The 20,382-nt window shown below is 47.8% G+C and carries 20 protein-coding genes; 6 read left to right on the forward strand and 14 right to left on the reverse strand.

Features of this window, described 5'->3' with window-relative positions; all coding sequences use genetic code 11:
- Positions 1-113: 113 nt before the first annotated feature.
- The 3 genes from BLS15_RS20180 to BLS15_RS20190 form a co-directional block, all read right to left on the reverse strand.
- On the reverse strand, positions 114-773 hold the full coding sequence (locus BLS15_RS20180) for an XTP/dITP diphosphatase (protein WP_021252345.1): 660 nt from the start codon (positions 771-773) through the stop codon (positions 114-116).
- Entirely contained in the window at positions 757-1,542 is a 786-nt protein-coding gene (rph, locus tag BLS15_RS20185) for a ribonuclease PH (protein ID WP_021252346.1), read from the reverse strand. The genes BLS15_RS20180 and rph overlap by 17 nt, the downstream gene beginning before the upstream one ends.
- A gap of 81 nt (positions 1,543-1,623) precedes the next feature.
- On the reverse strand, positions 1,624-2,682 hold the full coding sequence (locus BLS15_RS20190) for a GerMN domain-containing protein (RefSeq protein WP_021252347.1): 1,059 nt from the start codon (positions 2,680-2,682) through the stop codon (positions 1,624-1,626).
- A 272-nt stretch (positions 2,683-2,954) separates the two neighbouring features.
- Here BLS15_RS20190 and BLS15_RS20195 point away from each other — a divergent pair, with 272 nt between their 5' ends.
- Positions 2,955-3,500 (forward strand): phosphatidylglycerophosphatase A family protein, encoded by a 546-nt coding sequence (locus tag BLS15_RS20195; RefSeq protein ID WP_021252348.1) that lies wholly within the window; start codon positions 2,955-2,957, stop codon positions 3,498-3,500.
- Position 3,501: 1 nt separating this feature from the next.
- On the opposite strand, the gene BLS15_RS20200 is transcribed toward BLS15_RS20195, so the two are convergent.
- The 8 genes from BLS15_RS20200 to BLS15_RS20235 all read right to left on the reverse strand — a co-directional run bounded on the left by BLS15_RS20200 (position 3,502) and on the right by BLS15_RS20235 (position 12,129).
- A complete protein-coding gene (locus BLS15_RS20200) occupies positions 3,502-4,479 on the reverse strand; it encodes an MBL fold metallo-hydrolase (protein WP_036667652.1) in 978 nt (325 codons plus the stop codon).
- A gap of 94 nt (positions 4,480-4,573) precedes the next feature.
- Positions 4,574-5,311 (reverse strand): class I SAM-dependent methyltransferase, encoded by a 738-nt coding sequence (locus tag BLS15_RS20205; protein WP_036590195.1) that lies wholly within the window; start codon positions 5,309-5,311, stop codon positions 4,574-4,576.
- 212 nt (positions 5,312-5,523) lie between these two features.
- Positions 5,524-6,684: a glycosyl hydrolase family 8 gene (locus BLS15_RS20210; RefSeq protein WP_090513557.1), complete on the reverse strand. Its 1,161-nt coding sequence runs from the start codon at positions 6,682-6,684 to the stop codon at positions 5,524-5,526.
- A gap of 447 nt (positions 6,685-7,131) precedes the next feature.
- Positions 7,132-8,187, reverse strand: coding sequence for a Gfo/Idh/MocA family protein (locus tag BLS15_RS20215; protein WP_090513560.1), 1,056 nt, complete (start codon positions 8,185-8,187; stop codon positions 7,132-7,134).
- Positions 8,188-8,274: 87 nt separating this feature from the next.
- A complete protein-coding gene (locus BLS15_RS20220; protein WP_021252353.1) occupies positions 8,275-8,994 on the reverse strand; it encodes a ThuA domain-containing protein in 720 nt (239 codons plus the stop codon).
- A gap of 158 nt (positions 8,995-9,152) precedes the next feature.
- Positions 9,153-10,121, reverse strand: a complete 969-nt coding sequence (locus BLS15_RS20225; RefSeq protein ID WP_090513563.1) for a sugar phosphate isomerase/epimerase family protein — start codon at positions 10,119-10,121, stop codon at positions 9,153-9,155.
- Between the two features lie 56 nt (positions 10,122-10,177).
- Positions 10,178-11,260 carry a Gfo/Idh/MocA family protein gene (locus BLS15_RS20230; RefSeq protein ID WP_021252355.1) on the reverse strand — a complete coding sequence of 361 codons (1,083 nt, stop codon included), beginning with the start codon at positions 11,258-11,260 and terminating at the stop codon, positions 10,178-10,180.
- Between the two features lie 101 nt (positions 11,261-11,361).
- Complete coding sequence (locus BLS15_RS20235; RefSeq protein ID WP_090513566.1) at positions 11,362-12,129, reverse strand: sugar phosphate isomerase/epimerase family protein; 768 nt, start codon at positions 12,127-12,129, stop codon at positions 11,362-11,364.
- 201 nt (positions 12,130-12,330) lie between these two features.
- On the opposite strand from BLS15_RS20235, the gene BLS15_RS20240 reads away from it, so the two are divergent.
- The 4 genes from BLS15_RS20240 to nagA all read left to right on the forward strand — a co-directional run bounded on the left by BLS15_RS20240 (position 12,331) and on the right by nagA (position 16,124).
- Positions 12,331-13,200: a helix-turn-helix domain-containing protein gene (locus BLS15_RS20240; protein ID WP_028533781.1), complete on the forward strand. Its 870-nt coding sequence runs from the start codon at positions 12,331-12,333 to the stop codon at positions 13,198-13,200.
- Positions 13,201-13,358: 158 nt separating this feature from the next.
- A complete protein-coding gene (locus BLS15_RS20245) occupies positions 13,359-14,216 on the forward strand; it encodes a MurR/RpiR family transcriptional regulator (RefSeq protein WP_021252358.1) in 858 nt (285 codons plus the stop codon).
- A gap of 8 nt (positions 14,217-14,224) precedes the next feature.
- Positions 14,225-14,953 carry a glucosamine-6-phosphate deaminase gene (gene nagB / locus BLS15_RS20250; RefSeq protein ID WP_021252359.1) on the forward strand — a complete coding sequence of 243 codons (729 nt, stop codon included), beginning with the start codon at positions 14,225-14,227 and terminating at the stop codon, positions 14,951-14,953.
- Positions 14,946-16,124 (forward strand): N-acetylglucosamine-6-phosphate deacetylase, encoded by a 1,179-nt coding sequence (nagA, locus tag BLS15_RS20255; RefSeq protein ID WP_021252360.1) that lies wholly within the window; start codon positions 14,946-14,948, stop codon positions 16,122-16,124. The genes nagB and nagA overlap by 8 nt, the downstream gene beginning before the upstream one ends.
- 289 nt (positions 16,125-16,413) lie before the next feature.
- Here the strand turns inward: nagA and BLS15_RS20260 are convergent, their stop codons facing one another.
- Both BLS15_RS20260 and BLS15_RS20265 read right to left on the reverse strand, forming a co-directional pair.
- Entirely contained in the window at positions 16,414-16,638 is a 225-nt protein-coding gene (locus BLS15_RS20260) for a helix-turn-helix domain-containing protein (protein WP_005547175.1), read from the reverse strand.
- A gap of 240 nt (positions 16,639-16,878) precedes the next feature.
- The gene (locus tag BLS15_RS20265) at positions 16,879-17,784 is read right to left on the reverse strand and encodes a YhcN/YlaJ family sporulation lipoprotein (protein WP_021252361.1); all 906 of its coding nucleotides are present in this window, start codon (positions 17,782-17,784) and stop codon (positions 16,879-16,881) included.
- A gap of 334 nt (positions 17,785-18,118) precedes the next feature.
- Here BLS15_RS20265 and BLS15_RS20270 point away from each other — a divergent pair, with 334 nt between their 5' ends.
- Positions 18,119-19,129, forward strand: a complete 1,011-nt coding sequence (locus BLS15_RS20270; RefSeq protein ID WP_021252362.1) for a ketoacyl-ACP synthase III — start codon at positions 18,119-18,121, stop codon at positions 19,127-19,129.
- A gap of 224 nt (positions 19,130-19,353) precedes the next feature.
- Here the strand turns inward: BLS15_RS20270 and BLS15_RS20275 are convergent, their stop codons facing one another.
- Entirely contained in the window at positions 19,354-20,382 is a 1,029-nt protein-coding gene (locus BLS15_RS20275) for a DUF4340 domain-containing protein (protein WP_231515223.1), read from the reverse strand.

Consider the following 20,382-nt stretch of genomic DNA (forward strand, 5'->3'; position numbering starts at 1 on the left):
AAAAATGCTTCTGTGCGTTTGTTCTCTACAAGAGGAACATACATTATGCAGCTATGTAACATGCAGTAATCAGGATTCAGCATGCGGATCAAGATGCATCTTGCGGCTACCCGCTATACTTCCGCTTGATCCGCCTTCATCACTTCAAGCAGCTTGCGAATCGCGTTGCCGCGATGGCTAATGCTCTGCTTCTGCTCTGGAGACAGCTCCGCCATCGTCTTGCCGAATGCAGGAACATAGAAGAGCGGATCGTAGCCAAATCCATGCTCTCCACGCGCCTCATCAATGATGAATCCATCACATGTGCCCGTGACATCGACATACCGCTTCTCTGCTGGATCATACAGCACGAGGCAGCAGACGAATTGAGCCGCACTCCGTACATGCTCTGCTACTTCTCCCAGCTCCTCATGTTCTGTACGGGATACCGGCAGCTTCTCCAACTCTTCGAGAAGCTTGGCATTGTTCGCCTTCGTATCGCCATGCCCACCAGCATATCGTGCAGAATACACGCCAGGGGCGCCCTCTAAGAGATCCACACAAAGTCCTGAATCATCAGCAAGAACAGGAAGTTGAATCGCTTCAGCGACTTCCTGCGCCTTCTTCAGTGCGTTTGCCTTGAAGGTATCTCCGTCTTCTACTACTTCAGGCAATTGCGGATAGTCTGCCATGCTGAGCACACGCTTGCCAAGCGAGGCAAAAGCAAGCTGAAATTCCTTCAGCTTGCCTTGGTTGCTCGTCGCAATAATGATCGTATCACTTGCTAGATGCATGACCGGCTGCCTCCCCACGCTCCAATGCTGCCCGTGCAGCGATCTTGTCTGCAATAGGGCCAAGTGCTTCCTTCTGCATCTCAACAAGCTCCAAGATCCCTTTCTCCGCGCTGGCAAGGAGTTGGTTAAGCTCTTCACGGGAGAACGGACTCTCTTCCCCCGTACCTTGCACTTCAACGAACTTGCCTTGTCCTGTCATCACAACATTCATATCGACCTTCGCTGAAGAATCTTCTTCGTAATTCAAGTCAAGAAGGGTATTTCCTTGAATGACACCAACGCTAACCGAAGCAAGGAAATCTGTAATCGGGTATTTGTTCAATGAATGCTGGTTCGCCACTTTATGAATCGCCATTGCCATCGCAATAAAGGAACCGGTGATGGAAGTGGTACGTGTACCACCATCAGCCTGAATAACGTCGCAATCAAGCGTAATTGTTCTCTCACCTAATGCATGCAAGTCAACAACCGAGCGTAGAGCCCGCCCAATCAGCCGTTGAATTTCCATCGTACGGCCAGTTAACTTGCCCCGGTTCGCTTCACGCTGGTTGCGTGTCTGCGTTGCACGTGGGAGCATAGAATATTCTGCCGTGATCCAGCCCTTGCCTTGCCCCTTCATAAAAGGAGGAACTTTCTCGTCAACCGTAGCCGTGCACAGCACCTTCGTGTCGCCTACTTCGATGAATACGGATCCTTCCGCGTATTTGTTCGTGTTTGTTCGAATCGTAACCGGGCGGAGTTCATCCGCCTTGCGTCCGTTGCTTCTCATTTAATAGTGCCTCCTACATTTCCACTGTCGTCCGTAAAAAGTAACATCCCCTATTCTACCAAAGAGCTTGGCGAAAAGCATCTATCCTTTCCAAGCCATATTTACAACAGGCCGCGTGACCGGCTCCGAATAGTTTATCTTGTCTGTTCCTTGAATATCCATATTGCCGTTTATTTTCAACTGAACCTTCTTCACACCTTGCCGTTCAGTAAGCGATAGAACAACCGCCTTCACCAATTCTGCAGGAACTTGATCCCCTTTTTCGAACATCGTATCAGCGAGATCCACTGTCAGTGTATCGCCGTTAGACGTAATATCATTAATTTTCGTTTCTTTGGTCATGACCATGTTCATCGCTTTCTTATTCAACGGCCCGGATATCATCTGTTCCAGTGTTGCTCTCACTGAATCCGATGATGGCTCAACCAGTCTAGTCACAGGAATAAAATAGGCCTTCCCCTCTTCACTGTAACTGGAAAAATACAACGTAACCGGCATGGAGCGCAGATAATTGACCGACAAATCCTTCTCTAAATTAATTCCTAATTGTCTGGAAAGCGGCGTATCCATTGGGGTGTGGTCTACTGGCATCTCAGACAGCCTCTTAGAATCCATCCATAATTGCACCTGATCTACATTCGGCAGAGAAGTAAGCGTCCACGTGATAGACTCCATCACCTTGCGCTCATCGTTCTTGTCGTAAGCGGCAAACTCCTTCGATAATTCCACAAATGCAGTCTTCTGCTCCGGCTTGAGCGTTACCTTCAAGCTCGTCCCCTTCGGCAGCGTGGCCGTAAAGCCTGGAGGCAGCATTCCCTTATGCACCCCGTCTTTCACCAGCATCTCCAGCGAGGCCTGCGCCACTACCGCCGGATCCCCGGAATTCCATTGATACGATATTGGAGCCAAGTAGCCATGGCGATCCTGTGCATATATCGTCATATTCGCTTGCTGCTGCGCTGCATCCTTTGGATTAACAGTTAATTCGCTCTTACCATCTGTTGCAGTCATCATCTTAGCCTCAACATCTGCTGGCGGCGGATCAATCGCACCGCTCGTGCCATTGCAAGCTGTTAATAGCAAGGGCAGCGTCAGTACTGCTGCCAGTACACCTTGTCGGAAATATTGTGTCCGCACCATAGGCGAAGCAACCTCCTCTATGCATCTATCGTGTGATCAGCGGGAGCCCGTCTCCTTATATAATGCGTGCATAAGGCGTCCCTTCGTCATACACCTATATATACGAGAGGGCTGTCCAAAACATGACGAGGTTTCTATATTGCAACGAGAAAATACAAGAGAAAGAGAGTAAGGAAAGCAGGGATTGGGTATATCATTGTCGTATACTTTCCTCATGCAATGGTGCAAAATGATAGGTATAGGAATGATGACAAGAGATAGAGGTGACTTCCGTGACAGATCATAAACATACTGCCAAGGCGTATAGCCTAGACAGTGAGAAAGTCGAAGCTGAGACACGCGAGTGGCTGCGCAAACGGGGAGTTCGCGTAGAAGAAATTGCAGAGTTGGTCATGTTCTTGCAGCAAAAATATTTCCCTGAATTGACAATCGACTATTGTATCTACAATGTGGAACAGGTGCTGCGCAAACGCGAGGTTCAAAATGCGGTTCTGACCGGTATCCAGCTTGATATCATGGCAGAAGAAGGGAAGCTGACACCCGCGCTGCAAGAAATGATTGAGAATGATGAGGGACTGTATGGCGTGGACGAAATTCTAGCCTTCTCCATTGTTAATGTATATGGAAGCATCGGATTCACCAATTACGGATATGTCGATAAACTGAAGCCAGGAGTCTTGGAACGATTAAACAATAAGGATAGCGGGCAGATCCATACGTTCCTTGATGATATCGTAGGCGCCATTGCCGCTGCGGCAAGCAGTCGAATTGCTCACCGCAAGCAGGCGGAACGCGAGCAAGAAATGCAATCTTTGTAGTTTATGATGACTTCCACAGCATGAACTCGCCAGAAGCAGAAGTAGTCATCGCTAAGCCGCGCCGTTGAAGTTCGACGAGATGAGCCAGAGTCTCTCCCATTGCAAAGCGGAATTGGTGCACAGTTAGACGATCCAGCGTACCGAAGCTGATACAGCACAGCTCGTAGGCTGTCATCGGCTTGTGGAGCACGGCCTGCATCTCCTGCAGACGTGCTTCATGATGCTGGATTAACTCTTCCGCACGACTCCTGAAATGTTGGAATGGATGTCGATGCCCTGGAAGCGCCAGTTCTACATCCAGAGCAGCAAGACGCTCAAGCCCGATGAGGAAGGACTGCAGTGGCTCGGGATCACTATTCGGCATGAAGCTGACATTCGGCGTTATTTGCGGCAGAACGTGATCACCGCACAATATTATACGCTCTTCCGCATGATAGAAACTCATATGGCCTGGAGCATGCCCTCCTGTCTCAAGTGCCTGCCAAGCATCATCCCCTAGCGTCACCAAATCTCCATCGCTAAAGAACGATATTTCGGGCAGCGGGGTTACCTGGGGAATGAAGCTATCCATATGAACTCCGATGGATTCCACTACCGCTATCGGCGCCCCATGCTTACGGTACAACTGCTGCATGTCCACAGTCATAGGAGATCTCCCATCCCACAGTCTCTCAACGTGATTCCAGCCTATTTCCGACAACCATACGGGTACGGACAACTGCTGCTGAAGCCAGCCGGCAATCCCGCTATGATCTGGATGGTAATGCGTCAGCACAATGGAAGCCGTGTTGCCAGCATGAATGTCCATTTCCCCCATTAAGCTGACCCATCCACTCTCTGTCTCATTGTTACGAAGCCCCGGATCAATGATAGTCCAGCCTGCTGAGCCATGAAGCAAATAGGTATTCACCCACCGAAGTGAGTTAGGGAGCGGCATTCTGGCTACATAAATATTCGCATTCACCTGCTGCAACTTCATTACTTGTTCCCCCTCATCCACAGATTGAGTCACATTTAATCATCTATACCGGTCTAATGCACCCATGTTATCGCTGCCAATTGCTAGTTCGGACTTACTCCGGACGTGTTCCAACCATGATAAGTCGAGAAGAAACGGCTTCATTGTATAAGGAACCATCATACCCACCATATACCTTCTCCATTTGCAACCCTGCCTCTTCAATCATATGATGGAAATCGCCTAATTCATACAGTCTAACACGCTCCTCATAATGGCGCTGTTCCCCTGTGCCCTCATCCGTCAACGTAATTTCCTTCTTCACGAATCCATTCTCAATATGCCGCTTCTCTTGAATCCATGTCCCTTTATCTTGGCGCTCAGATACTGGAACCAGATGCTGCATAACATAGCTCGGATTTAAGAAGTCTATAATAAATTGCCCGCCCGGCCGGAGCACCCGATGTATTTCATGGAATACCTGGCCGTTGTCTTCATCCGCTTGGAAATATCCAAAAGACGTAAATAAATTCACAACGGCATCAAACGCCCCCTCCACTGGCAGCTCTCTCATGTCCCCTGCCAAGAAGGTTACGACATGCTCTTCATCCAGCTTCGCCGCCTCTCGTAGAAGCACCTCCGACAAATCTACTCCTGTCACCTTGTACCCAGCTTCCGCGAGCGCCAGTGAGTGCCTGCCCATCCCACAGCATAGATCCAGCACAGAGGCTGCTTCGGGCAGCTCCAGCCACTTCATCATCCGATGCACTTCTTGTGCGGCCCCTTGAAAATCACGATGTTTATATACAACTAAATAGTCGCGACCGAAACTACGCTCGTACCATTCTTTCATACCTGTCACCTCAATTTATTTCTCCATTTCATTGTATCGAGTTAGGATCTAAAAGCAATGATTCCTACTGATTCCTACAGCATTACCTATTTCTATTATGTAAAAGGACCGCCCAGCAGATAAGTGACTATCTGCCAGGGCAGTCCCTTTCCTATAACCTAAACCAGTTCATCCATCATCGTATCTACTTGTAGATTTCGTTTCCGTTTACTTCATTTTCCCTTAATTTCATTCTTCTTGCTTCCTACAGGATTGACTTCCGTCAACAATACTTGCAGCTGGTCGAATGAGAAGGCACTATTGTCCTTCTCTTCGACGAAACCGCCGAAATTCGGCGAGGAGGAGCGCTGCACGGCAAATTCATACATTCTCCGCTTCAATTGCTCCGCAAGTCCATGCTCATTCTTCAGCTGGAGGATCCGAACAGCAACCGCATAAACTGATGGAGATTCAAAGGTTTCTCGGACACTCCCATCCTCTGCGTATACACTCGGGATCTTCCCTTTGTGGAGGCTCCATTCCTGTTTCAGAAATCGGATTGTCGCACTTACATCCTCGCCTTCTTCCGCCAAGTACAACGCAGTGTATAAGGAATCGATCATATTGATGGATCCCGTTGAGGAATAACCTTGATCAGGTGTCCAGTACGTCTTGAACAACCCGTTCCCAAGCGAGCCCTTCTTCATTAGCTGCAAACTGTTATTCCGAACCGTCTCCCACTTCTTATCGAACACAGCCAGCATTCCCATCGTATGAATATCCATATAGGAGATCGTTGCACGGTCTGAGCGGGATTTATACTTCCAATCATAATGGTCGAACATGTAGTCCTTGCTCACATTGCCATCCAACAGCGTCTTGCTGATTCCCTTCGCGATCCGTCTTGCTTCCTCGACTCCCCATAATTGATCCGCATCGAGCAGTGCCCGAGCAATACGCAGATCATCGACCGCCGCATTAACGTCAGTCTGTTCATGCTTAGGGGAGTAGCGCCAGCGGACGTAGCCTTTCTCCGCTAATAGACGCCGCTGCAAGAACGCGAGCTGATTATCGAACAGGTTACGATTGTTCATCTGTACTGCATACAACATCATCAGCCCTGTTGATTCTGAGAGCATCTGATGATTGGCTGCTTGATGCTCTGACTCGGGCAAGTCGTCACGCAAATTCGTAAAGACTCCGCCATCGCTGCTCATCATGTGTTTCGCGACAAACAACAGGAGCGGCGATTGCTGCTCCGTTAGCTGCAGAGGAACAGCAGCAACCTGTTTCGTGTCTGAATACCACATATCCGCAGCAACCCATATTAATACAATGAATAAGGCGCCCCCTATGATCTTTACACCTATCGATCGATTTCTCTTCAAATTCATTGGAGATGGCTCCTCCCTTAGTTTCCGTTATTTCCGTCTCCGCTGAATCGCTCTCCATTTAAGTACAGTGATTGCAAATAGCGCAATCCAAAGACAGCCTCTATCTCAAATCGAACCTAGATCTGATCGTCAGTACGGAACGATTTGCATTTCAAGGAGATGGCATTATATGAATGCATCCATCCTTCTCAGGATGCCATACTTTCCCCTCTAGTGTCCACCCTACGGCGGGCCGGTGAAGATGAAATGCTTGTCCTGCTGCTGGGCAAACTGGAACTCCGACGCCTTCACGGCAGAATAGGCAACACGGCTTCCCGGCAATTGACGCAAGTTGTCACACCATGAACCAAACGTAATTTTTAGGATGTGCTTGTTGAACACAAAAAAAACCTGAGTACAAATGAGCGTACAGCACATTTGTTCTCAGGTTTACATCAGCATGAATGGCTATAGAGACAATCTTACTTCTTGGCCAAGCTTCGCCGATTCATAAATCGCATTTAGTATGCGGATCATGTCTACACCCTGTTCTGGTGTGAATATCGGATCAGCTTTGCCTAATATCACATCGACAAAGTGATCCACATTCTCCTTATGTCCTGATCCGTCTGTAAATCCTTCCGGCTTCATGTTCATATGCTTGCCAGCTGCAACTGTGAACATCTGAAGCTCATTATCATGCAGGCTGAAGCCAGCTTGTGTCCCGCGCAGCTCCACGAACGATTGTTCCTTCTCGATATGTGAAGCCCAGCTTACTTCCAGCTGGAGCGTCGCCCCATTGTCAAAGCGAATGAATCCAGTTGCCAGATCTTCCACATTGAACGTATCCCGACTGCCTGATGGAGCAGCTTTATCCATGAAATGGCCGTATGTCGCTCCTGATACTGCAACTGGCTTCGGATTGCCCATCAGCCAGATGGCCAAGTCGATCATATGCACACCCAAATCGATCAGAGGCCCTCCTCCAGATTTGGATTTGGTTGTGAACCAGCCTCCTGCACCTGGAATGCCATATCTGCGCACCCAGCCGCATCTTCCCGTGTATATCTGCCCCATCTGTCCTTCATCAATGTACTGTTTTAGAAATTGAGAACGCGAGCGGAAGCGATTATTCCGCATGACCATCAGCACTTTGCCCGACTTCTCGGCAGCCTGCTGCATACGTACCGCATCTTCTGGATTCGTCGCATCAGGCTTCTCGCAGAATACGTGCAACCCTTTTTCTAAGGCAGCAATCGCAACTGGAGCGTGCAAATAGTTCGGGGAGCAAATATTTACAATATCCAACTCCTCGTGTTCAAGCATCTCCTGCCAGTCTTCATAGACTCGAACCTGACCAATTTGATCCGCAACTTCGCAAGCAGATGGCTTATGCGGATCGCATACAGCGACGATCTGAACATGCGGATTTGAGAGAAATGCAGGCATATGCGCCCCACGGAATATGTTGCCTGTTGAAACAACTCCGACGCGTAATGGTTGTGATGATTTAAATGATGTCATGTTTATACCCACTCTTTCTTTCAAATTACATTAGGCTGTATGAGGATAACTCCAACGAAATCCGTGCATGTTGTCTAACTTGTCCCATTAATTCAATGGTTCAAGCGGTTGAGCGTTGCCATACTTCGGATATGTGCGTTCCGACGGCTTAGCCCACTTCACTGCATTGGCGATGACACGACGGATTTGCTCATTGTAATAGGTCGGATATGTCTCATGACCTGGGCGGAAGTAGAAAACTTTGCCCATGCCGCGCTGATAGCAGCAACCGCTGCGGAATACTTCTCCGCCAGTAAACCAGCTGACGAATACAAGCTCATCCGGTGCCGGAATGTCGAAGTGCTCGCCGTACATTTCTTCCGCTTCAAGCTCAATATACTCCCCAATTCCTTCTGCGATCGGGTGCCCAGGAGATACGACCCACAGCCGTTCCTTGTCGTTCGCTTCACGCCATTTCAAATCACAGCCGGTTCCCATAAGCTTCTTGAAAATTTTCGAAAAATGACCGGAATGAAGGACAATCAGTCCCATCCCGTGGAGCACGCGTTGATAGACACGCTCTACAATCGCCTCGTCCACCTCTTCGTGTGCCTTATGCCCCCACCAAATCAATACGTCTGTCTCATTCAATACTTCCTCTGTCAACCCATGTTCAGGCATATCGAGCGTTGCATAGCGCACATGAAACTCCTGACCCAGTCCCTCGCCGATCGCTGTATGAATCCCTTGCGGATAAATATCAGCTACGGTCTTGTTGTGTTGTTCATGTCTGTATTCATTCCAGATCGTTACGTTTTGTTTTGTCATCGCTGCATGCTCCTTTGTCCATTCATATAGATAAGCTTCTCATTACTGATATCATCTTATTTAGAACAGCAATCGCACCTTCCATTCATCCATTGATGCACGAGAACGAGGAAGATGCGATGCCTATATCACGTTACTTGGCGTGCATGATTTGAGGCCTAGACCCACCACATCTCGCCAATCGGTTCCTTCATTAAGATCGGCTTCAAATTCTCAACAGCTTTCGTGAAACCCTCATCAACGGACATCAAGCCATCCTCATGTTCTATGCTCACAACATAGTCATAACCGACAAGGCGAAGGGCACTAATTATATCTGCCCATGTCTTCGTATCATGACCATAACCAACAGTACGGAACTGCCAAGCGCGATCCAACATCATCGTATAAGACTGCATATCTGTTATCCCGTGCTTATGGATGTTCACAGGATCAATGGTCGTATCCTTGGCATGGAAGTGATGAATGGCATTCGCCTGCCCCAGAATACGGATTGCCTGTACCGGATCTATGCCTTGCCACCACATATGGCTCGGGTCAAGGTTCGCTCCGATTGCCTCGCCTGCCGCTTCGCGGAGACGAAGCATCGTACCTGGCGAGTGAACGGAGAAGCCGCCGTGCAGCTCGAGTCCGATCTTCAAGCCGCGTTCAGTGGCTAACTTGTCCACCTCTGTCCAGTACGGAATAACCTTTTCCTTCCACTGCCAGTCCAGAATTTCCTGATAATCTGTAGGCCATGGTGCCACAGGCCAGTTCGGGTATTTCGCGCCTTCATGGTCACCCGGGCAGCCGGAGAAGCCGTTCACAACTGGCACTTCCAGCTTCGCAGCGAGATCCAGCGTCGCCATGAAATCTTCATGATACTGCTTCGCAATATCCTTCTGTGGGTGAAGCGGATTGCCATGACAGCTTAGCGCACTGATCGTCAAGCCCCGGGAAGCAACAGCTTCCTTAAATGCCTTGAGCTTCGCCTCACTAGCTAACAGTTCATGCGGGTTGCAATGCTTCGCACCTGGATACCCGCCAGTACCTATCTCAACAGCTTCCACACCTTTAGCTGCTACTGTATCCAATGCCTCTTCTAATGGCAATTGTCCGTACAGAACTAAGAATACGCCTAATTTCATGAGTGTTCTTTGCCTCCTTCGGTACGATTCATGTGCATTCGTGCTGCTTATTCCGATTAGTCAAAGTAAATTGCTTTGCCTGTGCGCGAGGATTCGTAAATGGCTTCCAAAATCTCAGAAACGACGCACGCTTGTTCCGGCGTAATGATTGGCGTCTTGTCATTTTCAATCGCATCAATCCACATATGCATCTCTACATCTGGCGGATTATCAGAATCACCTTCATAGAAATCAACGCCACTTGCAGTCAAATGGAATTTTTGATCGTACAGTTGGCCGTGTCTTTCCCCGTTAATCGTCAAGCCGTCATTCATATCTGCGCCGCCTTCTGTACCGCATAGCGTACACTTCGCTTCGATGTTGGATGTTACGTTAAGCGCCCAGCTGGATTCCAAAATAACTGTCGCTCCGTTCTTCATCACAATCATCCCGAACGCGGAATCTTCAACCGTGAACTTCGCTGGATCCCATGAACCCCAAGCGTTCGCTGCATTCTCACGGCCGCTCAACTTATGATAAGCCTTGCCAAGCACGATATGCGGCTCGTAGTTGTCCATCATCCACAACGTCATATCCAGCGAGTGTGTGCCGATATCGATAAGCGGGCCTCCGCCTTGCTTCTCTTCATCCAGGAACACGCCCCATGTAGGAACCGCGCGGCGACGAATCGCATGCGCTTTGGCGAAATAAATCTCACCCAAGGTGCCCTCTTCACACAGCTTCTTCAAATAGCGGCTGTCACTGCGGAAGCGGTTATTGTAGCCTACTGTAAGCTTCTTGCCTGTACGCTTCGCCACTTCAACCATGCGGCGTGCATCTTCCGCCTTCTTCGCCATTGGCTTCTCACACAATACATGCTTATCGCTTTCCAGCGAAGCAATTGTAATCTCTGCATGGGAATCATTCGGCGTACATACATGAACGATGTCGATGCTCTTATCTTCCAATACAGCCTTATAATCGGTATAGACTTTAGCATCCGGTGTGCCGTACTTTTCCTTCGCCTCAACCGCACGCTCCTCAACAATGTCGCAGAATGCTACCATTTCAACATTTTTCAGCTTGGCCAAGCTAGGCATGTGCTTGGCATTGGCAATGCCGCCGCATCCGATAATCGCAATTTTATATACTTTTGACATGAATCTATTCCTCCCGAGTTTAGATTGATGGTGTAGGTCATGTATTCAACCGTACTATGTGTAGAGGTCATACCTCTTGAAGTTTCTCTTGAAGTCTTCTATTAAAGTCCGAGATTGTCCTTAATCCATTGACGGCTTCCGCGCACGCTATCAAGCGGTGCACGCTGACAATCATCCTGCTCTACGATAAGCCATTCCGTTCCTGCTTCTCGAGCAGCTTGAGCTACACCCACTAAATCGAGTTCACCCTGACCAAGCTCCATTGTCATTGGCTTGCCGTCTCCATCATATTTGAGATCCTTATAATGAATGAACGGAACACGACCTGAATATTGAGCGATTACTTCCAACGGGTTGAAACCACCATGCTTCACCCAACAAACATCCAGTTCCGCGAAGAGACTGTCTTCAGGCAGCTTGCCGAACAGCAAATCAAAAACCGTCTCCCGCCCAATCTTTGCTTCAAATTCATATCCATGATTGTGATAGCCCAGCTTAATTCCATGCGCTGCAAGTCGCTCTGCAACAGCTGCAAGCGCGCGAACCGACTCTTCCAAGATGTCTTCATCGGCTTCGTGCAGCTTCGGAATTCCCGGACAAATGATGTTACGGTTGCCGATGGCAAGATTCATTTCAATTTGCTCATCTAGGTGTTCAGTCAATTGCTCGATGCTGACATGAGACCCGGCCGCCTTCAAATTCAGGCGCTTCAGTTCACCTGCTAATTTCTCCGGCGCCAATCCGCCGTAGCCGGCAAATTCTACACCTTCATAGCCCATAGCCGCCACTTGCTCCAGTGTTCCGATAAAGTCTTTTTGCATCTCATCGCGCAATGTATAAAGCTGTACTCCAATTTTCAATGGATCCACCTCATTTTGTATAAATCGTTATGAACGATTATGATATCGGCTTACTTTTTGAAAAGGTTTTCAATGAACTGACTTCATTGTGCCACATTGCTTTCGGGGTGTGAATGAAGGATATCCTTTTAACATGAACAATCTTGCTATCTTTGCTATACTCTTTGTAAAGAGCGTAGACACCTATATATGGACATGATGGAGGAGAATATGTCGCAATCTGCTATCAATCAAGAAGAATTTACGATTATGTACTCCGGGCATGCGAGACATACGAAGCCATTCACTCTCGTCATCCCCAGGCTGGAGCATTACCTCATCCGCATACAATTGGAAGGCAATGCTCATGTCTGGATGGATGATCAATATACGGAAATTACACCTGGCGATATGCTCATGCTGTCACCGGGCTCTCATTATGATTTGAAAATAGGGTACCGCCACCCCGAATCAGGCATCCCTCACAAAAAAGTGCACAGCCTCGACTACTACTTCATATTGAATGGTCCATGGATACAAGCGTGGTGGAACCAGATTACCACTCACGGCAAGGTAGACATCGGAATCGACGATCGTCTTCTGTCGATATGGCGGGAGATTATGCAGGAGCAGCGGCTTTATGGAAGCCACAACATGAACGATATTGTTAGACACCTAAGCTTTGCTTACTTCCGCATGTTGGAGAGAACCTTAAATGAACGCGCACATCCCTCTTATTTGAATCGCAATCGCAGTGAGCAGGTCGCCCATCAAATGAAGCATTATATTGAAATGAATGTTACGGAGCCGTTTACGCTGCAGGATGTTGCAACCCGCGTGCAGCTAAGTGTGTCCAGAGCATCACATATTTTCAAGGAAACATTCCATCAATCCGTCATGGACTATGCCATCCAACTCCGATTGACGATGGCTTGCGAACGGATTTTGCATGGGTATATGCCGCTAGAGCAAATCGCTGAAATGTGTGGATTTCAAAGTTACTCCTATTTCCATCGAACGTTCAAAACTCGCCTTGGCATAGCGCCACGTGATTTCCGGGAGCAACGGCAGCTGGACAACCATGCGGATTCGAGCAATTGACGGTCGTGAAATGATTTGTGAGGAAATTGTGGTATTTTGCATAATCAGCTTGTGTTTCTGCTGTGGATTGACTATGATGATATTGAAATAATTTTCATCAAGATTAGATGTATGGTTAAAATTATTTTCACCATTTTTCATGTAAGAGGATGATATTTTTGTCGAGCATTTTGCATGCGATCCGGCAGCAGGTTCAAGATTTTCACCCGCAGGAGCGCAAAGTGGCGGACTATATTTTGCAGTTTCCGGGCAATGTAGTGACGATGGGCATCACAGAGCTGGCTGAACAATCCGGCACTTCACCCGCAACCGTCACTAGATTTTGTAAAACCCTTCATTTCCGTGGATTCCCGGACTTCAAGACGAAGCTGGCGGCCGACATGGCACAGCAGTCCACACCACTATCCTATCAGGACATTATCGCAGGTAATCCGCTGCGCGATATTATTACGGCCATCGAGTCCAATCATATACGCTCGATATCCGACACGACGCGGCTATTAGACATGGTTACGCTGGAGCGGGCAATGCATGCTTTTCAGCAGGCAAGACAGATTGATCTGTACGGAATGGCAACGTCCGGTATCGTAGCACTGGACTTCTACCAGAAGCTGATTCGTGTTGGCAAACGCGCGACCTGCTTCTCCGATCCGCATATGCAGATTACATCTGCCGCCAACTTGAATGAGCTTGATGTGGCATTCGCCATTTCCTATTCTGGAGAGACACCCGAGACGATCGATGCGCTGCAATGCGCCAAGGAGCGCGGCGCGACCACCATCTCACTAACGAAGGTTGGTTCTAATCGCCTCGCTAGTCTTGCTGATATTCATTTATCTGCTTCTTCTCTCGAAGAAGGCATGCGTCGCGGTGACATGGCTTCCCGTATCGCACAGCTCCATATAATTGATATTTTGTTCGCGGGAATGGTCACGGAGCAGTTCGATGATCATATTCCGAAGCTAGAACAGTCGTATCGCATGGTACGCAAGTACCGTAAAGATAAAGGGAGGTAACTCAGTTCATGAACATCTTAACGTTCCAAACAAACGAGGAATTAAACCAAATCGCTGCAGGCATCTTTGCAAGCCTCATCCAGACAAAGCCTAATGCCGTACTCGGCTTGGCAACTGGCAGTACGCCAATCGGCATCTACCAAGAGCTGATTCGCCTGAATGAGAAAAAGTATGTAAGCTTCAAAAATGTGCGTTCCTTCAACCTGGACGAATACGTTGGTCTGCCTGAAGGCCATCCAGAATCGTACATGTCGTTCATGAACAAGCAACTGTTCGATCATATCGATATCAATAAAGAGAACACTCGTGTACCAAACGGCAATGCAGCCGACTTGGAACAAGAGTGCAAGCAATATGATGAGATGCTCTCTGATGCATCCATCGACCTGCAGCTGCTCGGCCTTGGCCACAATGGTCACATTGGCTTCAACGAACCAGACCAAAATCTGCATGCAGGCACACATCTTGTCCAATTGAAAGAAGAGACTCGCCAAGCGAACAAGCGCTTCTTCGATTCTATTGATGAAGTGCCAACACAAGCGGTAACAATGGGCGTTGGCTCGATCTTGAAGGCTAAAATGATTATGCTCGTTGTTCGCGGTGCGGACAAGGCTGACATTGTTCATCGCGCTTTGACTGGCCCGGTTACAACAGAAGTTCCGGCATCATTGTTGCAAACTCATTCGAATGTAGTAGTTTTGCTTGACAAGGAGGCGGCACAACATTTCCATGGCTAATTCAACGTTTACCCTAACCAATGCAAATGTCGTAACACCGAACGGCGTATTGTATGATGGAGTCGTTCGGGTAGAAGATGGCCTTATTTCCTTTATTGGAAAGTGGTCAGAATTGGCACAGCCTGAGCAGGATGCTTGGGGCAAGGAAGCAGTAGACGCTAAGGGCGGCTGGGTGCTACCAGGCTTTGTCGATCTGCATATTCATGGCGGCTTCGGTGCAGACTTCATGGATGCAAATGCCGAATCTTACGATAAAATTACGAAGTTCCATATGGAGCACGGTACAACTGCTATGCTCGCTACTTCGATGACACAATCTCATGAAGCACTGGATCGTGTTATGGTAGCGGTTGATGCCTACATCAAGCAAGGCATGAAGTATACTCAATTGGCAGGCGTTCACTTGGAAGGTCCGTTCGTGAATCCGAAGTACAAGGGCGCACAGAACGATATCTACATGATCGATCCACAAATCGACTGGTTCGAGGATTGGCATGCACGCTTCCCTGGCCTAATGAAGCAAGTGAGCTTAGCGCCTGAGCGTAACAACGCTACGGAAGCCATCCGCTGGCTTCGCGCTCACGACGTAAATGCTGCTGCAGCACATACAGCAGCTACGTACGATCAAGTAACGGCCGCAGCCAATGCTGGTCTGAACCAAGCGGTTCACACGTTCAACGCAATGACTCCAATCCACCATCGTGATCCAGGTGTAGCCGGAGCCGTGCTTACCGATGACCGCATTACAGCTGAGATTATCTCCGACGGAATTCACGTACACCCTGCTTGCATCAAAATGCTGAGCCGTACGAAGGCTTCCGGCAAGCTCGTAATGATTACAGACGCGATGTCCGCAGCTGGTATGCCTGATGGACAGTATGATCTTGGCGGTCTCGCTGTAACGATGAAGGAAGGCGTATGCCGATTGACTGACGGCGGTTCGCTCGCAGGCAGTACGCTTACGATGATTCAGGCCGTGAAGAATATGATTCAATTTACAGGACTCCCGCTGCATGAAGTATCACGCCTTGCAAGCTTGAATCCTGCGAAGCAAATTGGAATCGACGGCTATACAGGCAGCATCGAAGTTGGCAAGCAAGCTGACTTGGTATGGACAGATGCTGATCTGAACATTGAACGCGTATGGGTAAAAGGCAGCACGCATATGTAAGCAGCTGTTGTCATCATACCTTGTTTACAACCATATCCGCATAAAAAAGAATGGCTTTCCGAAACGATACCTGCATCGTATTCGGGAAGCCATTTGTTGATTGCAGGGCATGACCATCGGAACAAAAAATAAAGCGTACTTGCCACGATGCTCGTTCTATGCAGCATGGGTATACGCTCGAATCTATCCGAGTCTGTCATCCGGACCTACTCATCAAAGACCTTCCTTCCCACATCAACCGATGTGTTCCAGAAGGCTGAATTGTCAGGGCGATGGGCTTAGCTTATTGTTAGATTTTTAACTCCCCAAGCTTGATTAGCTCGACTACCGCTTGCGAACGACCTTTTACATTCAATTTCTGCATCACATTCGAAATATGATTTCGAACGGTTTTCTCACTAATGAACAATTGTTGTGCAATATCACGGGTCGTTTTGTCCTGAACTAATAATTCAAAAACTTCGCGCTCACGATTAGTCAGTAGAAACTTATTTTTGTGATCGCTACCCTTCAAGTGTCACCCCTCCTTGCCCGAGTTTTTGTAATTTAACAAGGTTTAGGGATACAGTCAAATTTATACTATGAAGGGCCATTACACTTGGTGCGGTAATGCGCAAAAATGGGCTAACTAACGTGTTTGTTTGGCTAAAACAGTATAATTCCTTATGTTCGTCAAATGCTACCCTTATCCGAGTATGTAAACAGGACTCCGCCCTCAACAGAGTGAGGAATGAAGTCCGTTCGAAGCCTGAAATTAACGAGTTCCTGTTGTTCCTGTTCCTGGAGCCATATTGTGCAAGCGAGTTGGATGATTGTACGATTGATTTGTTACATTGGTTGGGAACAAACGGTACACCATCTCAGAGAATTCATTAGCAAATCCTGCAATCGGGTGGCCTGCACCTGCTTGCTTGCTGTACTCATTCATGCGGTTGACGAAGTCTGGATTGGCAGATACATACACATTATTGCAGCTCGGATCTTCCTTCTTCACCGCGTTGGCAATATGTGCCTTCAAGTCACCAGATATGTTATCATTCACATTAGATGTACCATCATAAGAACCGAGGCTACCAGCAGAGTATGGCCGTGGTCCATGTCCAGGCTTAACGCTCTTGCTGTGAACTCCTTTAGATGTATGATCAGTCACAACAGCAACATAAGCATTGTTGTTGTTCGTCATCATGACATGTGCCGACTTCACACCCTTAATGGAAGCGATTTTTTTGGCCAGTTTTTGGTTCATTTCCAGCTTGTTCGCGGAATGAGTGCCGTAGCGCCCTCCATTAAAGGCATTGTTACCATACGTACCATTACCATACGAACCATTGTAACCATACGTACCATACTGTCCATACGTACCATTGTTGAAATTATTGGTGCGGTAACCTCCATCATAACCGTAACCGCGTGTATAACCATCTGGGCTGAACTGATTCATGTTATAGGAACGTAGTCCATCACCCGAGAAGTTCGTATTGTAGCGGTTCGCGTTATAACGATGATCCGTTCCGAGCGGTCTTACACCATCATTGCCATAATTCATATTATGCTGACGCACACTCTTCGTGGACATATTGTCCCGATTTCCACAACCTGTAAGCCCCATTGTCATCACTAATGCTGCCGTCAACGTTAGCAAAACTGCTTTTGCTCGCATCAATGTTCCTCCTTGTTCAGTTCATAATTGAGGTGCCAACAATGTTAGCATGCGCTGACTGCCTGATGTTATGCCGATAGGTTTTTCCGATACTTCCACTCCTTGCATCTTGTTATCAGCTTGTCCTAAAAAGAATGACGAATTCCCCAATCGGCAAATTATAAAGCATGGATTGACAATTTTTTACCTGACGTATTATCATATTAGTATTAGACTATAGTACCTGGTACTAATTTATATTATATACACTAATTTTTGTTTAGGCGTTCATTCATCTCGATTTACTTGGATCGCACGCTCCCTTTCGGTCCGAACATAAAGAAGGAGGACAAGCATGCAAACGGTGAAACTGCACACCAAAGCGCAAATTACAGCATTCGGCACCTATGTGCCTGAGCGCCGCTTAACAAATGAGGATCTGTCGCACATGGTTGATACGAACCATGAATGGATTGTTCAACGAACGGGCATGATTGAACGACGGATTGTAGATGAAGGAACATATGCCAGCGATCTTGCTTTCAAAGCTGCTAAGAATCTGGCAGACACGTATCATGTTGATCTGCAAACGGTTGATGCAGTACTTGTAGCAACATCAACACCAGATGCCTTCTTCCCAAGCACGGCTGGCATCATTCAAGGAAGACTTGGCATCCCTCAAGCAATGGCGCTTGATATATCGAATGCATGTGCAGGATTTGTTAGTGCCATGCAATTGGCGATAGGACTCATTGATGCTGGTATGCATCGCAAAGTATTAGTAATTGGAACGGAAGTGCTGACCCGCACGGTTGATTACACGGATCGCAGCACTTGCATCTTATTCGGAGATGGGGCTGGAGCGATTCTTCTAGAAGCTGGGACTGCTGAGCAGCAATCTTGTTTCCTTGCTTCTGCATCATTAACGACAGGAGACTTAGGCGGGATCTTGCATCGCAAGGCTGTCGCCGATCGGATTGGCGATGTGGAGATGAAACCTGACAGCACGTTAGTTCAAAATGGGCGCGAAGTCCTTAAGTGGGCGCTCCGCCAAGTTCCGGTAGGCATTCAGCAATTGCTTCAAGACACTGGCTACACGACAGAGCAAATTGACATCTTTGTGCCACACAGCGCTAATCTACGGATGATAGAGTCCATATGTGAACGAAGTGGGATTCCGCTTGAGCGCACGCTTACTAGTGTCCAATATTATGGTAATACATCTGCAGCCAGTATTCCGCTGGCGATAGCGGGAGGATTAGCAAACGGCCGTCTGAAACCGGGAGCACTCACTTTACTGTATGGATTCGGCGGCGGATTCTCGCAATCGATCTTGCTGCTGCGCTGGCCGGATTTACAAGCATAAGGCTCGGATTGGGCATCTCTATGATTCACCTAATTCTCTTATAACTCCTACACAATGGAACCAGAGGGTACCCCTAATTTTGAATGAGCATGCATAAAAAGACGCTTCCATCCCCACCAATACAGTGGTTCCGGAAGCGTCTTTGTTCTTCTAGCAGGACTAGCTCACATTTCTTGGGACAGACCCACATGCATTCCTACTTATATCATGAACACGTACAAACTCTATTTACCTGTTGCAGATGCACTATTTCCTTCAATTTCCCATTCTTTGATTGCTTCATCAAGCTTCGCCATCGGGACAGCATATGCCCATTGCCCGTCTTGAGGGATTATCCATACCTTCTCTCCAATCACGTATCCTTCAAATATCCTCTTCTCCGTAGCATTGATGGCATCTGGCTTCAATGAGAGTTCCAGCTTCCAACCTGGCTCGTGAGATGATCCTGCCAATAACTCCTTCTTCTGCTTCGGCAATTCGGTTGTCGACCAATCTCGGAATTGATTGATGAGCACATTAGCTTTATCTTCCGTAATAGACTTGTCCTGAAGCCGCCAATTCATCTCTGTTTGATTGCCTGAATCTGAATTCCCTGCTGAAGATTCTCCCTCACTCACATTCGTTGGAACGGATCCTGGATCATCATTTGAACTTAGGTTATATGTTTTCCCCGCATAGCTCCAACTGAATTGTTCCACCCGTTCAATTGGGAATGTTATCGGTTCCTTCAACACAAAATCATACGCGCTCCGCTTCAATCCCGACCATTCAGTAGCAGGGACTTGATATACCTTATTATTGTCATCTACCATCGCATAGTAAGTTCCTGAAATCGGGGTTTCATTGCCGATCTTAAGATTATGTCTTATCCCGTTAGCACCAGTTGCCTGGAATACCCACGTTGGCTTATCCAAGCCATATTTCCCAAGGTTCGCTGACTCTCCCTCAACGATCGAATCTGCCTTCGCCTTTGTCACTATAGAGATCCAGTCATTAATCGGATACGAATTGAGCGGATACGGACGCGGCTCTAACATCTCCCACTGTTCGCCCTTCTTATGAAGCGATACTCGGGAACCTTCCCCCGCTATCATAATAGAATCAATATCCTGCGCTTGCATCGTTATGAGCGGCACGGCCTCCGTATTCTCCTGTTTGGTGCGGAAGAAATCGTGTGTAGAGGCGTACACATAACCGGCTATGAATACAATCAGTAGTAGAAAGGTTGGGATGAGCCTTCTCATCTGTCTCAT

Source organism: Paenibacillus sp. cl6col (assembly GCF_900102125.1).
GTDB lineage: Bacteria > Bacillota > Bacilli > Paenibacillales > Paenibacillaceae > Paenibacillus_B > Paenibacillus_B suaedae.